At 44.1% G+C, this 19,777-nt stretch carries 17 protein-coding genes; 8 read left to right on the top strand and 9 right to left on the bottom strand.

Going from position 1 to position 19,777, the window contains the following annotated elements; translation table 11 throughout:
- Positions 1-230: 230 nt before the first annotated feature.
- The 6 genes from OCV56_RS16920 to OCV56_RS16895 form a co-directional block, all read right to left on the bottom strand.
- Positions 231-1,091, bottom strand: a complete 861-nt coding sequence (locus OCV56_RS16920) for a delta-class carbonic anhydrase (protein WP_086713885.1) — start codon at positions 1,089-1,091, stop codon at positions 231-233.
- A gap of 358 nt (positions 1,092-1,449) precedes the next feature.
- Positions 1,450-1,929 carry a putative periplasmic lipoprotein gene (locus tag OCV56_RS16915; RefSeq protein ID WP_086713884.1) on the bottom strand — a complete coding sequence of 160 codons (480 nt, stop codon included), beginning with the start codon at positions 1,927-1,929 and terminating at the stop codon, positions 1,450-1,452.
- A 137-nt stretch (positions 1,930-2,066) separates the two neighbouring features.
- Positions 2,067-2,444, bottom strand: a complete 378-nt coding sequence (locus tag OCV56_RS16910; RefSeq protein WP_086713979.1) for a VOC family protein — start codon at positions 2,442-2,444, stop codon at positions 2,067-2,069.
- Between the two features lie 176 nt (positions 2,445-2,620).
- Positions 2,621-3,643, bottom strand: coding sequence for a tryptophan--tRNA ligase (trpS, locus tag OCV56_RS16905; protein WP_086713883.1), 1,023 nt, complete (start codon positions 3,641-3,643; stop codon positions 2,621-2,623).
- A gap of 296 nt (positions 3,644-3,939) precedes the next feature.
- Positions 3,940-4,746 (bottom strand): hypothetical protein, encoded by an 807-nt coding sequence (locus OCV56_RS16900; protein ID WP_086713882.1) that lies wholly within the window; start codon positions 4,744-4,746, stop codon positions 3,940-3,942.
- Between the two features lie 161 nt (positions 4,747-4,907).
- The gene (locus OCV56_RS16895) at positions 4,908-6,257 is read right to left on the bottom strand and encodes a D-serine ammonia-lyase (RefSeq protein ID WP_086713881.1); all 1,350 of its coding nucleotides are present in this window, start codon (positions 6,255-6,257) and stop codon (positions 4,908-4,910) included.
- Between the two features lie 279 nt (positions 6,258-6,536).
- Here OCV56_RS16895 and dsdC point away from each other — a divergent pair, with 279 nt between their 5' ends.
- Together dsdC and OCV56_RS16885 are read left to right on the top strand one after the other, a co-directional pair.
- Positions 6,537-7,478 carry a DNA-binding transcriptional regulator DsdC gene (dsdC, locus tag OCV56_RS16890; RefSeq protein WP_086713880.1) on the top strand — a complete coding sequence of 314 codons (942 nt, stop codon included), beginning with the start codon at positions 6,537-6,539 and terminating at the stop codon, positions 7,476-7,478.
- Positions 7,479-7,629: 151 nt separating this feature from the next.
- Positions 7,630-8,823 carry an MFS transporter gene (locus tag OCV56_RS16885; RefSeq protein WP_086713879.1) on the top strand — a complete coding sequence of 398 codons (1,194 nt, stop codon included), beginning with the start codon at positions 7,630-7,632 and terminating at the stop codon, positions 8,821-8,823.
- A 34-nt stretch (positions 8,824-8,857) separates the two neighbouring features.
- Here the strand turns inward: OCV56_RS16885 and OCV56_RS16880 are convergent, their stop codons facing one another.
- Together OCV56_RS16880 and OCV56_RS16875 are read right to left on the bottom strand one after the other, a co-directional pair.
- The gene (locus OCV56_RS16880) at positions 8,858-9,655 is read right to left on the bottom strand and encodes a helix-turn-helix transcriptional regulator (RefSeq protein ID WP_086713878.1); all 798 of its coding nucleotides are present in this window, start codon (positions 9,653-9,655) and stop codon (positions 8,858-8,860) included.
- A gap of 95 nt (positions 9,656-9,750) precedes the next feature.
- On the bottom strand, positions 9,751-10,284 hold the full coding sequence (locus OCV56_RS16875) for a YbhB/YbcL family Raf kinase inhibitor-like protein (RefSeq protein WP_086713877.1): 534 nt from the start codon (positions 10,282-10,284) through the stop codon (positions 9,751-9,753).
- 274 nt (positions 10,285-10,558) lie between these two features.
- On the opposite strand from OCV56_RS16875, the gene OCV56_RS16870 reads away from it, so the two are divergent.
- From OCV56_RS16870 to OCV56_RS16855, 4 genes are all read left to right on the top strand, one after another.
- Complete coding sequence (locus tag OCV56_RS16870) at positions 10,559-11,968, top strand: ATP-binding protein (protein WP_086713876.1); 1,410 nt, start codon at positions 10,559-10,561, stop codon at positions 11,966-11,968.
- Complete coding sequence (locus OCV56_RS16865; protein ID WP_086713875.1) at positions 11,946-12,596, top strand: response regulator transcription factor; 651 nt, start codon at positions 11,946-11,948, stop codon at positions 12,594-12,596. Before OCV56_RS16870 ends, OCV56_RS16865 begins: the two co-directional genes overlap by 23 nt.
- A complete protein-coding gene (locus tag OCV56_RS16860; protein ID WP_086713874.1) occupies positions 12,593-13,405 on the top strand; it encodes a DUF2861 family protein in 813 nt (270 codons plus the stop codon). Before OCV56_RS16865 ends, OCV56_RS16860 begins: the two co-directional genes overlap by 4 nt.
- Before the next feature lie 120 nt (positions 13,406-13,525).
- Positions 13,526-15,829: a glycoside hydrolase gene (locus OCV56_RS16855; protein WP_086713873.1), complete on the top strand. Its 2,304-nt coding sequence runs from the start codon at positions 13,526-13,528 to the stop codon at positions 15,827-15,829.
- Between the two features lie 115 nt (positions 15,830-15,944).
- Here OCV56_RS16855 and OCV56_RS16850 read toward each other — a convergent pair whose 3' ends face one another.
- A complete protein-coding gene (locus tag OCV56_RS16850) occupies positions 15,945-16,847 on the bottom strand; it encodes a LysR family transcriptional regulator (RefSeq protein WP_086713872.1) in 903 nt (300 codons plus the stop codon).
- A 128-nt stretch (positions 16,848-16,975) separates the two neighbouring features.
- Between OCV56_RS16850 and OCV56_RS16845 the strand changes: the two genes are divergently transcribed.
- Entirely contained in the window at positions 16,976-18,040 is a 1,065-nt protein-coding gene (locus OCV56_RS16845) for an HlyD family secretion protein (protein ID WP_086713871.1), read from the top strand.
- A 3-nt stretch (positions 18,041-18,043) separates the two neighbouring features.
- Positions 18,044-19,594, top strand: a complete 1,551-nt coding sequence (locus tag OCV56_RS16840) for a DHA2 family efflux MFS transporter permease subunit (RefSeq protein ID WP_086713870.1) — start codon at positions 18,044-18,046, stop codon at positions 19,592-19,594.
- Positions 19,595-19,777 lie beyond the last annotated feature (183 nt).

The following is a 19,777-nucleotide window of genomic DNA, read 5'->3' as shown; positions in this document are numbered from 1 at the left end:
ATGGAGCCCCGATTCGGGTAAAGAGCGTTTTTGTCTAAGAGCGTGTTTGACTAACAGCGTTTTTAGCTAACAACGATTCACACGACTCATGTTTTGAATAAGTGACACACGTCATTTCCCCGCTAAGTATGGCCCTAAAGCTAAACCGAAACTATTTTCGCTAAAACACCAAAATGGCGAACCTAGTGGCTCGCCTTTGAAAATATTGACTATGGATCAACGCAACAAAATTAGTTCGCTATTGGTGACAACAACTCCGGGTTAACCACTAAGTTTCTCACACCGTGGGCGTGGTCTTCGTTAAAGTCATTTCCTTCACACCAGCTCCCAACTGTCGCGATGTTTACTTTCGCTACTTGTGGACGTACGCTCCATGTTACTTGGAAAGGCGAACCTTGCTCGTTGTAGCCTGGGCCCGTCGTAGAGCCTGCGTATTGAATCGCTGAGCCAGTATCTTGTGGGATGTTTGGTGCTTGGTGTAAACCATTCACTTTTGAGTGCTTGGCTAATGCTTCGAAGTCGAGTGCTTTGTCGTCATTCACTAATACGTAGACTTGAGTTTCTACACGCAGTTGCGGGTTGGTAATCGTGTCGTTAAAACAAGCACCCAATGTTTCGCCCGGTTCAACTTGTGCAGTCGAGTAAACGTAATGCACCTCGATAGTGTCACCGGAATTAAGTGAACCGTGGTCGCTAGGACAAATCTTCTGCTCGAATGGTTTAAGCTCGGCCGTGCTCAACTTACCTGTGTATTTAAAGCCACTTTGGAAACCCTTGCCATCACCGTTACCAGCGTATTGAGTAAACTCACCACCTTTGTGTTCAGCGTTTTTATGGAAGTGAATATTACATAAATTCATGGCTGTTGAATCTGGCGCATCGGAAAAAAGACGAGCGTTAGTTCCCTGTAAAGAACCCAAATCACGTGGGGCTTGCGGGCCGAAACCTTTCCCTTGCGTGTTTTCAGATAGGTTTGCTCTTTGTTCAGCGATAACACTGTCAGCTACAGACTCATGATTTCCGTCAGATGCATTTGCATGAGCTGACAACATCACCATCGCGACACTTAAAAACACACTTTTATTCTTCATATTTCTTCCCTAGAATATTGATAACTAAACCTAAAATGAACTTAACAGCAAACATCTTACTATGCTCACAAGTGAATATGGTACTTGTCTTTGTAAGATTAGATTTCACGGCTTATTTTGGGAAGAGTATTAAAACCCTTGATGCATATAACAAGTCACACACAGTAAATACGGCGAGTCCATTCCATAACGAACAAATTCATACTTTGCTGACTGTCCCTTGACTCAAGCCGATAAACAAGCGGATACACGCTACAACCAGAGCTAATAGTAGAGTTTCTGATATAAAAAAGGCGAACCATTTGGCTCGCCTTCACGTCTCATTCTATCTGTTAGTTTGGCTTTCTTGGTTAACGGATCAACCGTGGCCCGTGGCAAATATCCCAAACGTCATGACGTTCAATGCATCTGTCACGCCCTCTAATGATTTAATCACCGTCTTGGTCGGTTCGTTATGGCGGATAAAATAGCTTCCGATACCTTTTTCACCGCTACTCTTAGCATCATTCTCAATTGTTTCTGTTGCTGCTACTTGAGAGGGATCGGCTGATTCTGGCTCTGCATTAGCGTGAGTTCTCGTGCCTTTATTTGAATCAAGGTTTGAGTTTGCGTCATGGCCATTTATAGATTCATCGCTAATGGTTAGTTCATGGGAAGATTCGCCACTGGTCTCAGCATTTGTACCCATTGAAGTCTCGAGATTACCCTTTTCCTCTACGCTTTTCGACATAGCGTCTTCGTTGCTCAATGTCTTGTCGTCTAGCTGATGATTACTCGTTGAAGAACAAGCTGTTAAGAAGAACAGGCTAACGATGAATATGAGTAAGTTTCTCATCATAATGATAAATCACGAATTAATAAAACATTGTTCGATTGTATTTTATTTAGCTGATGACATCCAGTGATAAGCGGAGTAAACGTGAAAAGTCGAGTTTTGAAAGAGTAAACAAAAGCGTACGGGTTTAGCGCTTAAGCCTAATAATTTGAGACCTCAATCAGATTGCCATCAGGATCTCGAATATAAACAGAGACTATTTTTCCCTTTGCACCTGTTCGCGGTACTGGTCCCTCTTCTATCACGACTCCTTGCGCTTGGATATGCTCTACGACCTCAACAATTGGTGTAGTGGTAACAAAGCAGAGGTCAGCACTACCGACCCGCACATGCCTTGCCTTTGGCTCGAACTCGCTACCGGAAAGGTGTAAATTTATCTTTTGCATCCCGAATGACAACGCCAATCTTCCTTCACCAAATTCGATGGGCTTCATTCCAAGCACCCGTTGGTAAAAGTCGACCGTAACTTGTAAATCACTCACAGTTAATACCAAATGATCTAAATGACTGATTTCCAATTTAATCATCCTTGTTTCGTCGTTACTGAATATTGCATGCTGAATGCCGAATCAGGCTAAGCCACATACTCTAATGTTGGACGTGCGAATACAAGATAAGCTTACATCTTGACCTCTCACTTTGGACCAATAAAAGGAGCACAGACTGGGCTCCCTTTTTAATTTAATCGGAAGGCTTACAAGATGTTCAGGCCAAATAGTTCTTTAACATCAAACAACACTGTTTCTGTTCTTTCTCTCGATACTTGCGTGCCTTTGCGCAAGATATCGATAAGTTGCGCTTTGTCATCCAACAATTCGGCTCTACGTGCTCTAACCGGGCGAATAATCTCTTGTAGACACTCTTCCAATACCTTCTTAGTTTGGCCATCCCCTAATCCGCCTCTGCGGTAGTGATCTTTTAGTTCATTGACGTAGTGAGCGTCAGTATGGAAAGCATCGAGATAAGTAAATACGATATTGCCTTCAACTTGGCCCGGATCTTCGATTCGTAGATGATTTGGGTCGGTATACATGGATTTGACTGCTGCTCGAATCTCTTTCTCGGTCGCACCTAAGTTGATAGCGTTGCCCATTGATTTGGACATCTTGTTCTTACCGTCCGTACTTGGAAGGCGAGAGGCATTGCTTAGCAAGGGTTTACACTCATTTAAGATTGGCTTGCCCGCGAGTGAGTTAACTTTTCTCACGATCTCGTTGGTCTGTTCTAGCATCGGCAATTGGTCGTCACCCACAGGAATCAAAGTCGCGTTAAAGGCTGTGATATCAGCCGCTTGTGAAATCGGATAAGTAAGAAAACCAGCCGGAATTGAGCGGCCAAACCCCTTGTTTTGAATCTCACTTTTAACGGTTGGATTGCGCTCCAAACGAGCAATAGACACAAGGTTGCTGTAGAACATGGTGAGTTCAGCCAGTGCTGGCAATTGTGATTGAAGGCAGATTGTGGTTTTTGTTGGGTCTATACCCACTGCGAGATAATCAGCCACCACATTGAGAATGTTAGACGATACCTTGGCAGGATTATGAGCGTTGTCAGTAAGTCCTTGCATGTCAGCAACCAATATCGTTTGGTCGTGAATATGCTGCAATGAAGTGCGCTGCTGAAGTGAACCAACATAGTGACCCAGATGTAAAGGGCCTGTCGCTCGGTCGCCAGTCAGAATAATTTCTGGTTTGTTCGTGTTTTGCGGTGTTTTCATGGGGTGTCTCCAAGTAATAAAAGCTACTGGAGATAAAAAGAGACGACATTCTTGGTGACATTCTTAACTACCTTCCAGCAGCTAAAGAATGTGAGTATTCCGTGCTGCTCTAGATAGAGCACCACCAAAAGAAAATTGAAGTTGAAACGGAATTAAATTTCATTATTAAAACCTACCAATAATAAGAGTTAGCGACAACCCTTTTATTGGTAGGTAATAAAACTAACGTACCGAAACCAGTTTTCGATGCGTTTTAAAACAGAAATCATTGAAGATGCATATCGTAAGTAAATGTATTAATTACATAAATCAATAATTCTAGAGCGCATAGCTTGGTTGACGTTGAAGTGAGCATTCAAAAATTCAAGCTGTGCCAAAGCCGATTCCGCCGTGCGTTCGTAGCCTTGAGCAAAGGTTGGCAGTATCTGAGCAAACTTAGGGAAGCGCGATTCTAGCCTTCTATCAGACATAAACTCATCGACAAATTCAGGTTGTGAGCTTTCTGTTTGATCCACAAGATCGATCAAACGATCAAGTGCGTAAGATTGAACAAACCGGTTCCCAGATAGCTTTTCACCTCGGTTATAGCGAGACATGCCCACGTAAAGGTTGGTGAGCGCCTCACCTAGGATCCACTCTTGGGAATTAGCCTCTACCGCAGCCTTTTGTGGTGGAATACAACACTGAGTGTCAAAGTCGGCTTCCTGCCAAACAATGCGCCCTTCAGCAAACGGAATATGTGCTAATTCATGTGGTTCAAATACCGCAAACTCGCAGAAAACACCGTCAGCATAGAGCACCTTATAGCCGTCGACCGTATTCCTTACCGCATAGTCAATTGGGTGGATATCAGATAACCAATGCAAACTGTCTAAGAAATACTGCTTGTGCCCGTTCTGCACTATCGCAAAGAAATCGACATCTGAATATTGATCCAGTCGCTCCGTTTCAATACCAACAGAACCAAGCCCCAACAAGGCATGCGCCTTACCTGAGGCTCTTAAAGACTCTCCAATCGCATCTAAACGTTGTAGTAGCTTTTCTGGTGTATTGGCTTGTAACGTTTCTTTTTTATTCGATTGAATCATTTTATCGGCTTGCATCTTTATGTCCCTATCAAGTTGAATGCTACTCAACCTAACTGACAGTTATAACAACGATGAAGTCTAATTTATAAAATCTGTGTTTAAGGTAACGATCTGCGCAAGTTATTGTTTCATTTAAACCCGTAAATCATCCACCAGCGTCCGTTTTCCTATTCGATTTACAACGAAGACTTAGCCAGATACTCTGCCATTTCTTGCTCTGGAACCATACCGCCACCGGTTGCCCAAACAAGATGAGTCGCGTTCGCTAACGTAGACTCAGCGATGCCTAACCTCTCCAGATATTCACTGTTGTGTTCAACATGAATAGCACCCGGCATACCAGCCAATGCAGAAGGCTCTAACTGAATACCTTCGGCTTGATTCAATTCACTCAACAGTTGATACATCCGTTCGTCTGTTAATGTGTAGTAACCATCTAATAAGCGTTCCATTGCTCGGCCAACAAAACCAGACGCACGGCCTACTGCAAGCCCGTCTGCTGCGGTCAAGTTATCAATACCAAGATCTTGAACTGCGATTTCGTCATGCAAGCCAGTGTGAACACCCAGCAACATGCAAGGAGAATGAGTCGGCTCAGCAAAAATACAGTGAACACCATCACCAAAAGCCATCTTTAAGCCAAATGCCACACCACCAGGGCCGCCACCAACACCACATGGCAAGTAAACGAACAATGGGTGCTCTTTGTCGACGACAATCTGTTGTTGTTCGAATTGTTGTTTGAGCCTCTCTCCCGCCACAGAATAACCAAGGAACAAGGTTTGAGAGTTCTCATCATCAATGAAGAAACATCGCGGGTCTTGCTCTGCTTCTTTACGACCTTGTTCTACCGCGACACCGTAGTCTTGTTCGTACTCAACGACATTAACGCCGTGCTCACGCAGTTTGTTCTTCTTCCACGCTCTTGCATCAGCAGACATGTGAACCGATACCGTAAAACCAAGCTTGGCACTCATGATGCCGATAGACATACCAAGGTTACCTGTCGACCCTACGGCAATACTGTATTGCTTAAAGAAGTCACGGAATTCAGGCTCTAACAGCTTGCTGTAATCATCGCTCTCGCTCAGTAATCCAGCTTCAATCGCAAGCTTTTCGGCATGCGTTAGTACTTCATAAATGCCACCACGCGCTTTGATTGAACCAGAAATCGGCAAGTGGCTGTCTTTTTTCATCATCAAGCGACCTTTAATCGGCAACTGACAATGATCTTCCAGTACTGATTTCATCGATGGGATATCAATAAGCTCAGACTCAATAATGCCGTTGGTTACTTGAGTTTCAGGGAATGCCTTCACCAGATAAGGCGCAAACCTTTGTAATCGCAGGCTTGCGTCGTGAATGTCTTTATCGCCCAAACCCACATAAGGTAAACCCTGCTCTAGCGTGGTGATATTTGGGTTAAACCAATTCACCTCTTCAAGTGCTATCAGTTGTTTTAGCAATGGGAAATCGCTAGTGAGTTTATTTATATTTAAATCACTTTTTGGGTTCAATTCAGTCATGGGTTACCTTCTCTGGTATAAAGCAATCTGCGTTGGTATACAAAGATCTGCGCTCGTTCAATCACTTGGTTTTGTGCCTATTAAAACGGTATTTTGATGTTTGTTCAAACGACGATAAATCACACTTGCATGAACTCAATTCATCTATAACCTAATAGTTCGAGAATTAACTCCGCTAAAGCAAGTTATGACTAACTATCACTCATAGATAGAGCTATGATATGACATCAACGATGTGTATCGAATTCCTCTTGTTTGAACCAAGGTGCCCTTAACGACATGTATAGCGAAGACAACCTGTACTCCAAAAATCAACGACTAAACAGCCACCAGCTTTCGAAATTGCACACGTTTGAAGCGGCGGCTCGACATGGTTCGTTTTCACTTGCAGCCCAAGAGTTATCGATGACACCAAGTGCGGTTTCTCATCGTATCAACAAGCTTGAAAGAGAGATGGATATACAGTTGTTTGAACGAGCGCATCGCAAAATCACCCTGACAACCGAAGGCAAACGCATATATGCAGCGTTGAGCCGTACCTTGAATGATCTAAACCAAGAGATTTTAGATGTTAAGAACGAAGAGATATCAGGCACACTCACGATATATTCACGACCTACGTTTGCACAAAGTTGGCTAGTACCTCGGATAGCGAGCTTTAAACAACGTTACCCATCAATCACATTAAAGCTGCTGACTGGTAATGAAAATATCAGTTTTCAAGGACACGGTATCGATATTGCTATCTACTTCGATGATCAGTTCCCCGATAAACTTTTCTGCAAAGCATTCATGCATGAGAGCATGACTCCGGTTTGTACCCCTCAATACGCTGAGTTACACGACCTTAATCAACAACCAGAGAACCTGACTCGAGCAACGTTATTGCACGACAACCAAGCATGGAACTACGATTCGAACCGTAATGAATGGGAAGTGTGGGCACAAGTGAACAAACTCAGCACTGTGCATTCCAACTCTAACATCGAGTTTGACCGCTCCGATCTCGCGATACTGGCAGCCATAAACAATGCCGGTATTGCCATTGGACGCTATAGCGTTGTATCGAAATACCTTGAAGACAATACGCTTATCACGCCATTTAGCGAACCGCCCGTCACATGCAAACAACAGTACTATTTTGCGACGCCTTCAGAGCAACAATCCCCAAAAGTTAAAATGTTTATTGAGTGGGCTTTAGAGCAAAGAGACCAGATGTAGGTGTGTATGCGAGGATCAAATGAATAATGCGGATTACGTGAAATATGGGAATTCCTGGCTCAGCAAGCTCTTTTTAGCACCGGTAATTGTTTCTACATTCAATGATCTGTAGGCTAGCCTGTCTTCTTATAAGCAAACAGTAGAACAACCTATGAGCGCCTCACTTCGTAACAGCATTTTCGTAATGTTAGGGATTCTATACCTATCACTTAACCTTCGTGGGCCGTTTACGAGCTTGGCTCCGGTGCTTTCTCAGGTTATGGAAGGGCTAAGCCTTAATTCTTCTGCTGCTGGATTCTTAACGGCTTTACCGCTGTTAACGTTCGCCTTATTCTCGCCGCTAGTGACCAAAATATCTCAGCGAATTGGGCTTGAACCTAGCTTGCTGCTGGCTTTAGTTTTGATCACCACAGGTATCACGCTGCGTTCTTTTGGAGCGATTACGACTTTATACATCGGCACTGCGATGATCGGGCTTGGTATCGCAATTGGTAACGTGTTACTTCCAGTCGTGGTCAAAATTAGCTTCCCGACACGCATTGCGACGGTGACTTCTTTGTACATTTTTACGATGGGGATAGGTTCGACGTTAGGCTCTAGTTTGATGGTACCGTTTTCAGAGCTAACTTTGTTCACGTTGACAGGTTGGCAGTTAGCGCTGTTAATGAACCTCATATTTCCGATATTGGCCTTGATGATTTGGTTACCTAAGATCACCAAGCGTTCCTCTTCTAAGAGCACTAAACAGAACGAAGAAAATCCAGTTCCGTTGAAAAAGATGATCAAGAGTGGTGTCGCTTGGCAAGTGACACTCGCACTTGGGCTTAACTCATTCACCTTTTACTCTTTGGCGGGTTGGTTACCACAGATCTTGAACGATCTTGGCTACAGCGAGATCGATGCGGGTTACATTTACGGATTTCTGCAGTTTTCAACTATGGTTCCAGGGCTACTGTTACTGCCATTCTTAGGCAAGAGCAATAACCAACGATGGCTCATTACCCTTTGTACTTCGAGTGTGTTTATTGGATTGATTGGCCTGCTGTACTTACCTGATTTTGCGATATTTTGGGTCGGACTCTTTGGTTTAGCCAACTGTTCTACATTTATTATCGCGCTCTCTTTCGTTGGGTTGCGTACATCAAACAGCAGCCAAGCGGCTTCGTTGTCTGGTATGGCTCAAGGTATTGGTTATGCCCTAGCGGCGACGGGTCCGACTTTGGTGGGTAAGCTGCATTCACAAACAGGCTCTTGGAGCGTACCGATTCTTTTAATTGCTGGCGTTGCCTTCGCATGTACGATTTTTGCCGCGCTCGCAGCAAGAGATACAAAGGTCAGCGTTTAATCAGTAGAAGAATTATTAAACAATAGAAGAATGGTTAAGGCGTTGCGCCTCTATCACTCGCAACAGTCTTGATATATTCACTCGGCGATAAACCAAACTTACCTTTAAAACGTTGGCTAAAACGCCCTTCAGATTGGTAACCACAAGACTGAGCCAACATCGCCACATTCTGTTGGCCATTCTGCATCAAATACAGTGCGTGACTTAAGCGCACTTCCGCTAACACCTCACGATATTGCATGCCTTCAAGTTTAAGCTTACGAATCAGCGTGGTACGACTCATCGCAAAACGTTCTGCTACCGATTCTAACGGATGCTTCTCTTCAGGAGAATGTGACAGATAGTGACTGAGCTTTTGGCTAAACGAGACGTTGGCACTGGCAAACAGTCGATGCAATACCCCTTTTTCCGCTAATTGCTGATACAAGCCCAGCAACCAAAACCGCTGAGCCTCTTTGCTCATGCTCTGTGTATCAAACGAAAACAGCGCGTTGAGTGAGTCTTGTAAGTTTCGATCCGCTTGAACGGTAGGTAACCCCAGCTCGTTTGAACGTTCCTCACTTAAATCAAGCATCGCCTGAGAAGGTTGGAATTGAAAGCTGAATACTCGCGACAAGAAACGCCCTTTATGGGGCATATTCTCAAAGCTTAGTGAAGCTGACGCCTCACACAACAACAGCTCAGATTGCGAGATCTCTGCCGCTGAATCTTTCCAAAACAGGCGCTTACTGCCTCTAATTATCTGAATAATACTTGGGGATAGAATCCTCACATTACGCAGCTTTTGTAATTGTTCTGCGCGAAAGATCGTCACTTGATATTGATGATTCATCTCATCACCTTGTTTTATTTATTATCAACGACCAACTATCGCATCAATAGTTGGTCGATTTATTGCGTGTGTAAATTATTAACATATACAAGCTATTAACGTGTATAAGTTGCGGTCAATCTCGCTTTGTCTAAAGCCATACTGTTCAAGGTAAATCCAACCACAGCAGACGGCGTGTTTTCATCTAGGCTAAGTTTGTCCGTTGGTAATGCCCAAACGGTGAATTGGTAACGGTGCATGCCGTCCTTCTCGGGAGGGCAAGCACCACCAAAGCCGACGGTTCCGTAATCGATGCGCCCTTCTTTGCCACCTAACTTCGCGATGTCCACAGCGCGTGGTAATTCGTTTACCGTTGCTGGGATGTCAAATGCGACCCAATGCCAAAAACCACTTTCGGTTGGTGCATCCGGGTCGTAAGCGGTAATCGCAAAACTTTTGGTTCCTGCTGGCGCGTCTTTCCACATCAACTGAGGTGATAAGTTATCGCCATCACAACCCCAGATAGAGTATTCAAACGTCTTCGCCATTGGGTGACCTTCTTGAATATCATTGCTCGTGAGTTCAAATGCCTGAACTGAACCTGCAGCCAAGATGCTCATTGCCAATACTGATTTTATGATTGTTTTCATGGTGGTTCCTCTTATTAGGTTTGAACCCAGTATATTCAGTTCCACCGCCCCAAAAATAACATTAAGTACACAATTATCTAATTTTAACCAAATAAATGATACTTTCTGTATTTTATCCTTGTTCTCTGAAAGCATGCTCAATTCAGGCTTATGATTTATTTCATGACTCAGCTTCACAATTTGTTATCGAAAGGACACTTGTTGACATTCAGGTTACAAATCTCAGTCAAAACTCTTTAGACTCGCCCTAATGACTTTTAGTGAGAATGACTGGATGCGTAGGCTGACATTAGCCCTTTGTTTGACCCTTTGGCTCCCAACGCTAGCCAATGCCCAAAGTTTGCAAGACAAGTGGCAAACCCTGTATCAACTCAGTTGGCAGTCGTCTCCAATTTCTGTATCTCAGCAAGAATTATCTCAATATCCAAAAATTCTTCTTAAGGAAAGCAGTCGCTATCCGGATTTCAAAAAATTCAGTTGGGAAGACATTGCAGAGCTGGCCTCGATACAAAATCACTGCCGAGCGATTGAAAATACCAACCCTTCTTTGAACGATGCCATCGAATTCGAACTGGCTTTGTGTCAACAACAACAGCTAGATTCAATCTGGTTTGCGGCACACTCAAAACGACACCCTGCTGGTGGCAGTTTTGCTGACCGTTATTTAGCCCATTACCCAGAGAACAGTGAGCAAATTCATCCATTTTTGAGTATCAGCAACCCTCTGCATCCGTTATTTCCTAAGCTAAAAACTTTAACGACAGAAGGAAAAGAGGCGCTACTTAATGGATATCGCGCTTGGCAACAAGGTGATGTGCTTTGGTTAAGTGGCGAACAAGGTTGGAAAGCGATTCCATCGGAAGTGTGGCAACCTATCGCCGAGCAGCAAGAAGTCACCTTGTCGGGCGAAAGCTGTTCTTTTCGTTACAGTAACCTGTGCCTGAGCGAGTCGAGCAACGATAGGCTTGTCATGAAGCTTGTGACTCTCTCATTACTTTTCACGCTACTTTGCGTGTTAACTAGAGCCATATATCTACGTAGGAAAGAACGCAGAGAGAAGCAGTTTGTGTTACAACTCCTTACTCATGAACTCCGCACACCAATCACTAGCCTTGGCTTAACCGTCGAAATGTTCAGAAACCGCTACGATGATTTTCCCGATGACACCCAAGGCGCAGTTTGGCGCTTAATATCCGACTATCAAAGGCTTTCCCAACTTACTCAAAACAGTAAAGTGTACTTGAGTGCAGATCAGTCAGAGCCCTTGTTGAAGCAAAACGCATCATTAGAAGAGTGGCTCGACCATGTCTGCGAAAAGCACAATATTGAATATCAATGTGAAGCAAGCGAAGTCGAGCTTAATCTTCCGTATTATTGGTTAACCATCTGCCTTGATAACTTGATCAAAAATGCCAAGCAACACGGACAAGGTAAGGTTTTAGTTAAGGTCACCCTTGCCGATAAGCTGACCATAGAAGTGCAAGATGAAGGCCAGTTCCCTTCTTTGATACAACGACTATTATCCCGAGTAACGCCAAGCGATGCACACAAACAAGATAACATGGGCATTGGCCTGACGATCGTCGAACACTTGATGAAACAAGCCAATGGCCGTCTCATTATTCTCCGTAACCCAACACGATGCATTTTGGAAATCGCTTATGAACACCCTATTGCTGATTGAAGACGACCAACTGCTAGGGCAAGGCCTTGTCAGCTTCTTTGAGTCCAATGGTTACCGCTGCCTTTGGGTACAAGATGCAAAGAGTGCTAGTAAGCTATGGTTACGTGCCGACCTTGTGGTACTTGATCGACAACTTGACGACGGCGACAGTTTACAGCACCTTCCAAATTGGTTACTGCTCAAAGCTCTGCCTGTGATTGTGTTAACCGCCAAAGTGGAAGTTCAGCAACGTGTTGAAGGCTTGATGGCTGGCGCCAAAGATTACGTGACTAAACCATTTTCAAATGAAGAGTTGCTTGCTCGGGTGATCACTCAGCTTCGCCCATTAGGTGTTAGCCACTTAAATTACGCCAACATCCAAATCAACTTGTCGGAACGCATTGCTTATCTGGATGACAGGCCTATCGCACTCAAACCTAAAGAGTTTCAGTTATTGGTTTTGTTTGTTCAGAACCAAGGGCGTGTGTTCCACCGAGATGAGTTACTCAATAAAATTTGGGGTTATCAAGCCTTCCCAAGTACCAGAACCGTGGACAACCACATACTGCGTTTGCGTCAGAAGCTGCCAACACTCCACCTAGAGACACACCGTGGAGTTGGTTATCGTTTAGCTGGGAAATCACAATGAAAGTAAGCTATCTAACAGCACTATTCTGTACATTGCCCTTTGCGTGTCACGCAGCTTGGTTTGCTAATACGCCATTGCAACACACCTATCAATCGCTGCTTGATGGCCAACCACAAGTCGCTTGGCAAGAACTACAAATCGCGCTTAATCAGGAGACACTTGATAGCCAGCTTTGGTTGCCTGTTAAACAAGAAATACTGAGTCAAACTCAATGTGGAGCCACTCTTGAACAAAGTGTTAGACCCAACAACCGCATCCAAGTTAGCTTTATCAAACGCCAAGGTCTTTCGTCACAAGGCTATCAGATTAAAGTGTCTGCGGAGCAAATCGGTGAAGAGTCAGAAGCACAGCGCATCTCTTTGGTAACACCTTCAGGGAAAGTGGTTATCGATGGGCAACTCAATTTTGATGTCGAATATCAAGAGATTGAAACCAGCGAAATGTTCATCAAACCCGAGTCCGGTGTTTATCAGTTAACCATAGGATCGAACAACTACCCTATTGTTGTGGCTTTAAATGACAGAAATCAATGGCTAACGCTCGAAAGTAAACTCAGCGAACCACATATCGTGCTCTCGCCTCCAAAGGTGATCGACAACTGCCCTGACGCTAATGTGAGTTGGCAATGGTTTGATGAGAACTACGATATGTTAGGTTTCAAGGTTCCAATCAAGTCACATGAAGCACCAGTTCCGACAGAAAGCCGTTCGGGCGCTAAAGCCAAACACCTGAGTGCTTCGGTGGAAATGTTTGAATACCAAGGCGCGATTGCAATCCAATATGTACAACGTGTCGCGGTGCCTTTCTAAAGTTATGCACGCTGTAAAAAGGTATTAAACCCTTAAGAGAGATAATAGAGACATATAGGCGACAAAACACCATCACGACTTGGGTTTAATAGCCGTACTTACTCTTTACGGAACCTAGATATGCTCAGTGTACAGCACCATTTTAACTTTACGTCTTTTGCCATTTTGGCTCTATTTAGCACTTGTGCGTTCTCAGCAAACGCACAAGACAGCCAGATAACACTAACGAGTATTAACAACAGCGACACAGTCTCAATTTCAACAAAAACACTAGAGATTGATTGGAATGGCTTAAGCGTGAATAGCGCAGCGCTAACGGTTGATCATCAACCTCAGAAAGCCACACAGCTTGTCGCTCACTCACAAACCAAGGCTTCTTGGACACTGATACCAAGCGGAATCCATGCTGAAGCCGAATTGAAGCAAGATGATCTTCTTGTCCAATTCACCGTTCCCTCAGATATTGATATAAAACAAAACCAACCCATTGTTCTCACTTGGTTTGACCTTGCAGAGCAACAAACTCAAACCCTATTCCTACCCTTTAACGAAGGTATGCGCGTGCCTACCAACAATAAGCAATGGGCAAACTATCTAGTCGACAATCATTCTGGAAGTAACACCACACAAGACTTAAAAATGCCGTTTTGGAGCACGCAACAGAAGGATCAATTCATTAGTTATCAGTTGACCAACCCAACAAACAATCAGCTGTTTTTTTCTAATTCGTCCTCTAAGACAAGCACCAACATTGATATGAATGCATCACATCAATTTACCATGCTGAACAAGTCTCAGCCTTTTACGGTTCGGATAACACTTGGAGATTCTTGGTTGGATGGTGCGAAACAATACCGTGATTGGCGTACTAAGAATGATCGCTCTGAATCGCTTGTCGAAAAGCAAAAGCGTAATCCTGACGTGAGTAAGCTAATTGGCGCGAGCCACGTTTATCTGTTTGGTAAAGACCCGTTAAGCATCCAAGATGTAAACAACTGGTGGGGATTAAACGCTTGGTATCTAGAGAGATCCAAACTGATTATTCCAAGTGAAGCCAAGCGAGAACTGTCTTCTCTATCTAAAGGCAAAGATTGGTTTAGCCAGTATCACAAACAGCTGTTGTTGGACTCTATAAGCCAGTCACTACAAGGATTGTACCCTGTTGCCACGCCAACACTCACTGACAACACTATTCAAGCTCAACATACCGACGCACAAGACAAAAAAAACTGGTTGATTAACAACGCGTCTTCTTATCTCAATACACCTGAAACGTGGGGACAAGCCTTGTCGTCAGATATGGTCAACAACCTAAATAAAGCGGGCTTGAATCAGCTTTGGCTAGGTTTTGATAATTGGATGCCAGCTTTCTATCAACCGAATGCAGTAGAACTGGCTAAACAGTCTGGTTATTTAGTTGGCACCTATGATTCCTACAACACAGCTATACCCGCCAAGTTAAACGACAATTGGTTAACGGCTCAACTGCCAACGCCTATTCGCGACACTTGTGCGATTGAAATGGCTGATGGCCGCTTGAAAAAAGGATTCCGAGGAAACGGTTTTTACTTAAATCCGAATTGCCATTTGGACTACGTAAAGCAGCGTGCTCTCGACATCATGCGCCTTGGGCACTTTAATAGTCTGTTCTTAGATGTGGATGCGACAGCAATGGCTCGTGAAGATTACCGTGACAATACCAGTGAGTCGCATATGCTTTCTGCCTTCAATAACCGAATGCAGTGGTTAAGCGAACAACCAGATTTAGTGCTTGGTTCTGAAGATGGCAATAGCCTGACGACAAAAGGCATCGCGTTTGCACACGGCTTAGAAACGGTTGGCTTTGGTTGGACAGATCAAGACATGAAAGAAAACCGCCAATCACCTTATTACTTGGGCCGTTGGTACCCAGACCACAAACCGGACTTCTTCTTTAAGCCTGCCGAAGTTAAAGACCCCTACAAGTCGCTACTGTTTTCGCCTCAATACCGAATTCCGCTTTACCAAACCGTATTCCATGATGAAGTGATTAACACACACCACTGGCATTCAGACAGTCTCAAGTTCACCAATGTGAAAGCTAACCGCGATTTAACTGCCATGCTGTACAACACACCTGCGATGGTTCACTTAACAAGAGATGAAGCTTTATCGAGCTCAAGCCCAAGACTTAAGGCATTGAAGCACTATCAGGATGGATTTGAGCCAATACATAAGCAACTATGGGACAAGGCGCTCGTTGATTTCGCGTGGTTAGATAACAGCGGTACAGTTCAACAAACCGTGTTCGATGATGGCAGCAAGATCATCGCGAATTTCTCTGATCAAGCGTTTAACCAAAAGGGGGTCAGTGTTGCGGCAACGTCTATCAAAGCCGTATTAAGTAATGGACAAGTCGTTGAGTGGAAGCCAGAGCTCAATTGATCGCACTCTTACTCTTTCATTAGTGAGTTCGTTAGCTTTTCAGTTCTTTAGTATTCTATTTCGATACTAAAGAACTGAGTATTTGTGTCGCGACTTAAGAGTGATTAGACAAAAGCTATTCATGGTTGCGGCTTTGAAATGCCGTTAGCAGATAGTCGATAAAGACCTTTTTACGTTTAGGCATGAGCTGCCTGTCGGCGTACACCAAACTCACCGAGACTTGTGGCATGTCGTATTCTGGCAGCAAGTGCACCAATCGACCAGTTTTAAAATGGTCTCTACAGATGAACTCAGGCAAAACAGCAAGCCCTAACCCGTCAACACAAGCGGTAAGACATGCCGTAATGGTATTTACCTTGAGCTGGCTTGGAAGCTCTATCAGCTCGGATTCACCATCATCAAGTTGTAACTTCCATTTAGGCAAACGCGCCGCTTTATTCGAGACCTCGATCATTCGAAATGGTGATTTGAGGTCCTTCGGTGTTTTAATTTCACCGAACTGCTCTAAATAGTCAGGGCTTGCCACCAAAGCTCGCTTCGAGTTGGTTAAGTAACGAGAGACCAAGTTTGAATCAACCAACTCACCTATTTGCGCGTATAGATCGACCCCTTCGCCAATGATGTCAACTTCTCGGTTGGTTAATTCTAAATTCATCGTCACATTCGGATGCTCTTGAAGAAAGCTATGAATGTAAGTGGCCAACACTTGATGCCCCAATTCAACAGGCAAAACCACATTTAGCGGCCCTCGAATCAAATCCTGATTGGCAGAAACCTCTAGCTCTGCTTGGTTCATGATCTCTTGCATCTGCATGCTCGATTGATAGAAGCGCTCACCTTCAGGTGTTAACACCAAGCTTCTCGTAGAACGAGTGATCAATCTCACACCTAAATGCTGCTCCAACTCTGCAAGCTTACGGCTAACGGTTGATTTCGTCATATTGAGCGCTTCAGCGGCGTGGGTAAAACTCCCACAATCAACGACTTGCGTGAAAACAGTCACAGCATTTAAGTCCATCGTACTTCTCCAAAGGCTCTATTGGTTAGATTTTTGCAACAGTGTTTCCCTTTTTTCCTATCTTATCAATCAATCGAATTCATTTACAATTCGTTACATCTAAATAAAAGCAAAATGAGAAATAGAAAATGACAGAGAACGACAACGCTTCGCAAACAGTAAGCACAAAAAAACGTAAAAAAGCTCCGCTTATTGCTACTGCGATCATGCTGTCATTGGGTTTAGCTGGCGCCGGGTATTGGTACGGCTATGGCCAGTACTTTGAATCTACCGACAATGCTTATCTACAAGGCGACATCACTAATATTAGCCCTAAGGTATCTGGCTATATTGTTAAGTCTTACGTGAGTGATAACCAATCGGTCAAAGAAGGTGATTTATTGGTTCAAATCGATGACCGTGATTACCAGTCAGCACTCGCTCAAGCAAACGCCCATTTAAGCGTCGTGCAATCAGACGTAAAGAACCTCATCGCCCAACAAACATTACAACGTAGCAAAATAAGCCAAGCAGAAAGTGGCGTTGACTCAGCAAAAGCAGAATACGAACGTGCTATTCAACAAGTGCAGCGCTCTCGTAGCCTGTTAAAACGTAACTACGCGTCTCAAGATGAAGTCGACAGCATGGTTGCACAACAAAAAGTAACTCAAGCTGACTTAGAAGAAGCAAAAGCAAACCTCGTTGCAAGCAACGATCAATTAACAGTTATCGCGAGTGAAATCGAGCAAGCAAACGCATCAGTGACAGAAGCTCAAGCCCAAAGAGATCAAGCACAACTTAACCTTGATTACACCAAGGTTTACGCGCCAGCAGACGGCGTGATCGGTAAGCGCAGTGTACGTGAAGGTTTATTGATTCAAGCCGGTGCTCCGCTTATGAGTTTAGTGCCGAATAACCAAGTGTGGATCGAAGCAAACTTCAAAGAGACACAGCTAAGTGGCATTCACAAAGGCCAAACTGTTGAAGTTGAGTTAGACGCTTTTCCGGGTCAGCCACTTGAAGGCATTGTCGACAGCTTCTCCCCTGCTACTGGTGCAAAATTCGCCCTACTGCCACCGGAAAATGCGACAGGTAACTTCACGAAAATCGTTCAACGTGTACCGGTGAAAATTACCATTCCAGATCAGCAAGAGTTGAAAGGTAGACTGCTTCCTGGTTTGTCTGTGGTTGCGACTATCGATAAACGAGGCTAAGCCATGAGCAGCGCTGGTGTTGTCACCCAAACTCATGATGAGGACAAAGTATCAACTCGCCATTGGATTGCCCTATTCGGCGGTTTGATTGGTGCGTTTATGGCGATCTTGGATATCCAAATCACCAACTCGTCTCTTAAAGATATTCAAGGTGCGCTTTCTGCAACCTTAGATGAAAGTTCGTGGATCTCTACTTCATATTTAGTCGCAGAGATGATCGCTATCCCACTCAGTGGTTGGCTATCAAAAGCGCTTGGTAAACGCCGTTACCTAACGTGGACCACAACCATATTTACCATTTCATCTTTGCTGTGTTCGTTCTCATGGAACATGACCTCAATGATCGTGTTCCGTGCGATGCAAGGCTTTAGTGGTGGTGCTTTAATCCCACTAGCCTTCTCACTGGTGATTCAGTTACTGCCTATAAACAAACGTGCTGTGGGTATGGCGCTGTTTGGTGTCACCGCGACCTTTGCTCCATCGATCGGCCCTACATTTGGTGGCTGGCTGACTGAGAACTTCTCGTGGCATTATATTTTCTACATCAACATCCCACCAGCCTTGCTCGTGATCACCATGATCCGATATGGTTTGGACGATGAAAAACTCGACCTTGGCATCCTAAAAAAAGCAGATTGGTTCGGTATTGCCACCATGGCTCTAGGATTAGGCTGTCTAGAAGTGGTATTAGAGGAAGGTAACCGTGAAGAGTGGTTCAGTTCGAGTTTTATCATCGGCTTAAGTATTGTATCTGCCGTGAGCTTGGTTTACTTCGTGATAAACGAGCTCCAACACAAGAAGCCACTGGTTAACCTGCGGCTACTTCGAGATGGGCAGTTTGCGATGTCTTGTATCGCCTATCTGATTTTAGGGATGGCGTTGCTTGGTTCTATCTACGTATTACCAATGTACCTAACACAGATTCAACAATATAACGCGATGGAGATTGGCGAAGTCCTGATGTGGATGGGGTTCCCACAACTTCTGATATTTCCAATCGTCCCTAAGCTGACGCAAGTCATTAAGCCGAAATACTTAGTGACCTTTGGATTCGCAATGTTTGGTTTTAGTTGTTATGTGAACACCCACATGACCATAGACTTTGGCGGTCAACAGTTGATTTTATCGATGGTGCTACGTGCTATTGGTAGCCCATTCATAATGGTTCCTCTGTCTTTAGTTGCCATGAAGAACATCAGCAAAATGGACACGCCTGACGCTTCGACGTTAACCAACGTAATGCGTAACCTAGGCGGTGCTTTCAGTATTGCGATTATAGCAACCCTGTTGGATAACAAGACCCGCGAACATCTTGCACATATCAAAGAATCGTTACCTTCCGTGAGTCAACTTGGTTGGCAAACGCTTCAGCAACAACAAGCGTTCTTCATCCAATCAGGTAGTGATGCTGCAACAGCGATGCAACAAGCGCAAGCAAGCTTACTTGGCACAATGCAACGCGACGCCGCAATCATGGCTTACAATGATGTGTTCTTGATGATGACAGCATTCTTAGCTCTAGCTGCCGTGTTGATTCTTAACATGCGGGATTAACCGCTCTATCTGAAACATCAAAGCAAGATAATTAGTCACTCAAATACAAAAGGCAAACCTATTGGTTTGCTTTTTCTCGTCTATAGAAGCAATACATAATCTAGTTACCAAACAGTTCCTTGAGCTACCTTTCTCAAAGATATTGAATATTCTTTATTACCAATAGCTTATTGAGTATTCAGC

Source organism: Vibrio gigantis (assembly GCF_024347515.1).
GTDB classification, from domain to species: domain Bacteria; phylum Pseudomonadota; class Gammaproteobacteria; order Enterobacterales; family Vibrionaceae; genus Vibrio; species Vibrio gigantis.
This window is presented reverse-complemented; position numbering and strand designations above follow the sequence as displayed.

Excerpts from the sequence above, each read along its gene's own strand:
- OCV56_RS16920 (WP_086713885.1), bottom strand. The coding sequence starts at position 1,091 with ATGAAGAATAAAAGTGTGTTTTTAAGTGTCGCGATGGTGATGTTGTCA.
- OCV56_RS16915 (WP_086713884.1), bottom strand. The coding sequence starts at position 1,929 with ATGATGAGAAACTTACTCATATTCATCGTTAGCCTGTTCTTCTTAACA.
- trpS (WP_086713883.1), bottom strand. The coding sequence starts at position 3,643 with ATGAAAACACCGCAAAACACGAACAAACCAGAAATTATTCTGACTGGC.
- OCV56_RS16900 (WP_086713882.1), bottom strand. The coding sequence starts at position 4,746 with ATGCAAGCCGATAAAATGATTCAATCGAATAAAAAAGAAACGTTACAA.
- OCV56_RS16895 (WP_086713881.1), bottom strand. The coding sequence starts at position 6,257 with ATGACTGAATTGAACCCAAAAAGTGATTTAAATATAAATAAACTCACT.
- dsdC (WP_086713880.1), top strand. The coding sequence starts at position 6,537 with ATGTATAGCGAAGACAACCTGTACTCCAAAAATCAACGACTAAACAGC.
- OCV56_RS16885 (WP_086713879.1), top strand. The coding sequence starts at position 7,630 with ATGAGCGCCTCACTTCGTAACAGCATTTTCGTAATGTTAGGGATTCTA.
- OCV56_RS16880 (WP_086713878.1), bottom strand. The coding sequence starts at position 9,655 with ATGAATCATCAATATCAAGTGACGATCTTTCGCGCAGAACAATTACAA.
- OCV56_RS16875 (WP_086713877.1), bottom strand. The coding sequence starts at position 10,284 with ATGAAAACAATCATAAAATCAGTATTGGCAATGAGCATCTTGGCTGCA.
- OCV56_RS16870 (WP_086713876.1), top strand. The coding sequence starts at position 10,559 with ATGCGTAGGCTGACATTAGCCCTTTGTTTGACCCTTTGGCTCCCAACG.
- OCV56_RS16865 (WP_086713875.1), top strand. The coding sequence starts at position 11,946 with ATGAACACCCTATTGCTGATTGAAGACGACCAACTGCTAGGGCAAGGC.
- OCV56_RS16860 (WP_086713874.1), top strand. The coding sequence starts at position 12,593 with ATGAAAGTAAGCTATCTAACAGCACTATTCTGTACATTGCCCTTTGCG.
- OCV56_RS16855 (WP_086713873.1), top strand. The coding sequence starts at position 13,526 with ATGCTCAGTGTACAGCACCATTTTAACTTTACGTCTTTTGCCATTTTG.
- OCV56_RS16850 (WP_086713872.1), bottom strand. The coding sequence starts at position 16,847 with ATGGACTTAAATGCTGTGACTGTTTTCACGCAAGTCGTTGATTGTGGG.
- OCV56_RS16845 (WP_086713871.1), top strand. The coding sequence starts at position 16,976 with ATGACAGAGAACGACAACGCTTCGCAAACAGTAAGCACAAAAAAACGT.
- OCV56_RS16840 (WP_086713870.1), top strand. The coding sequence starts at position 18,044 with ATGAGCAGCGCTGGTGTTGTCACCCAAACTCATGATGAGGACAAAGTA.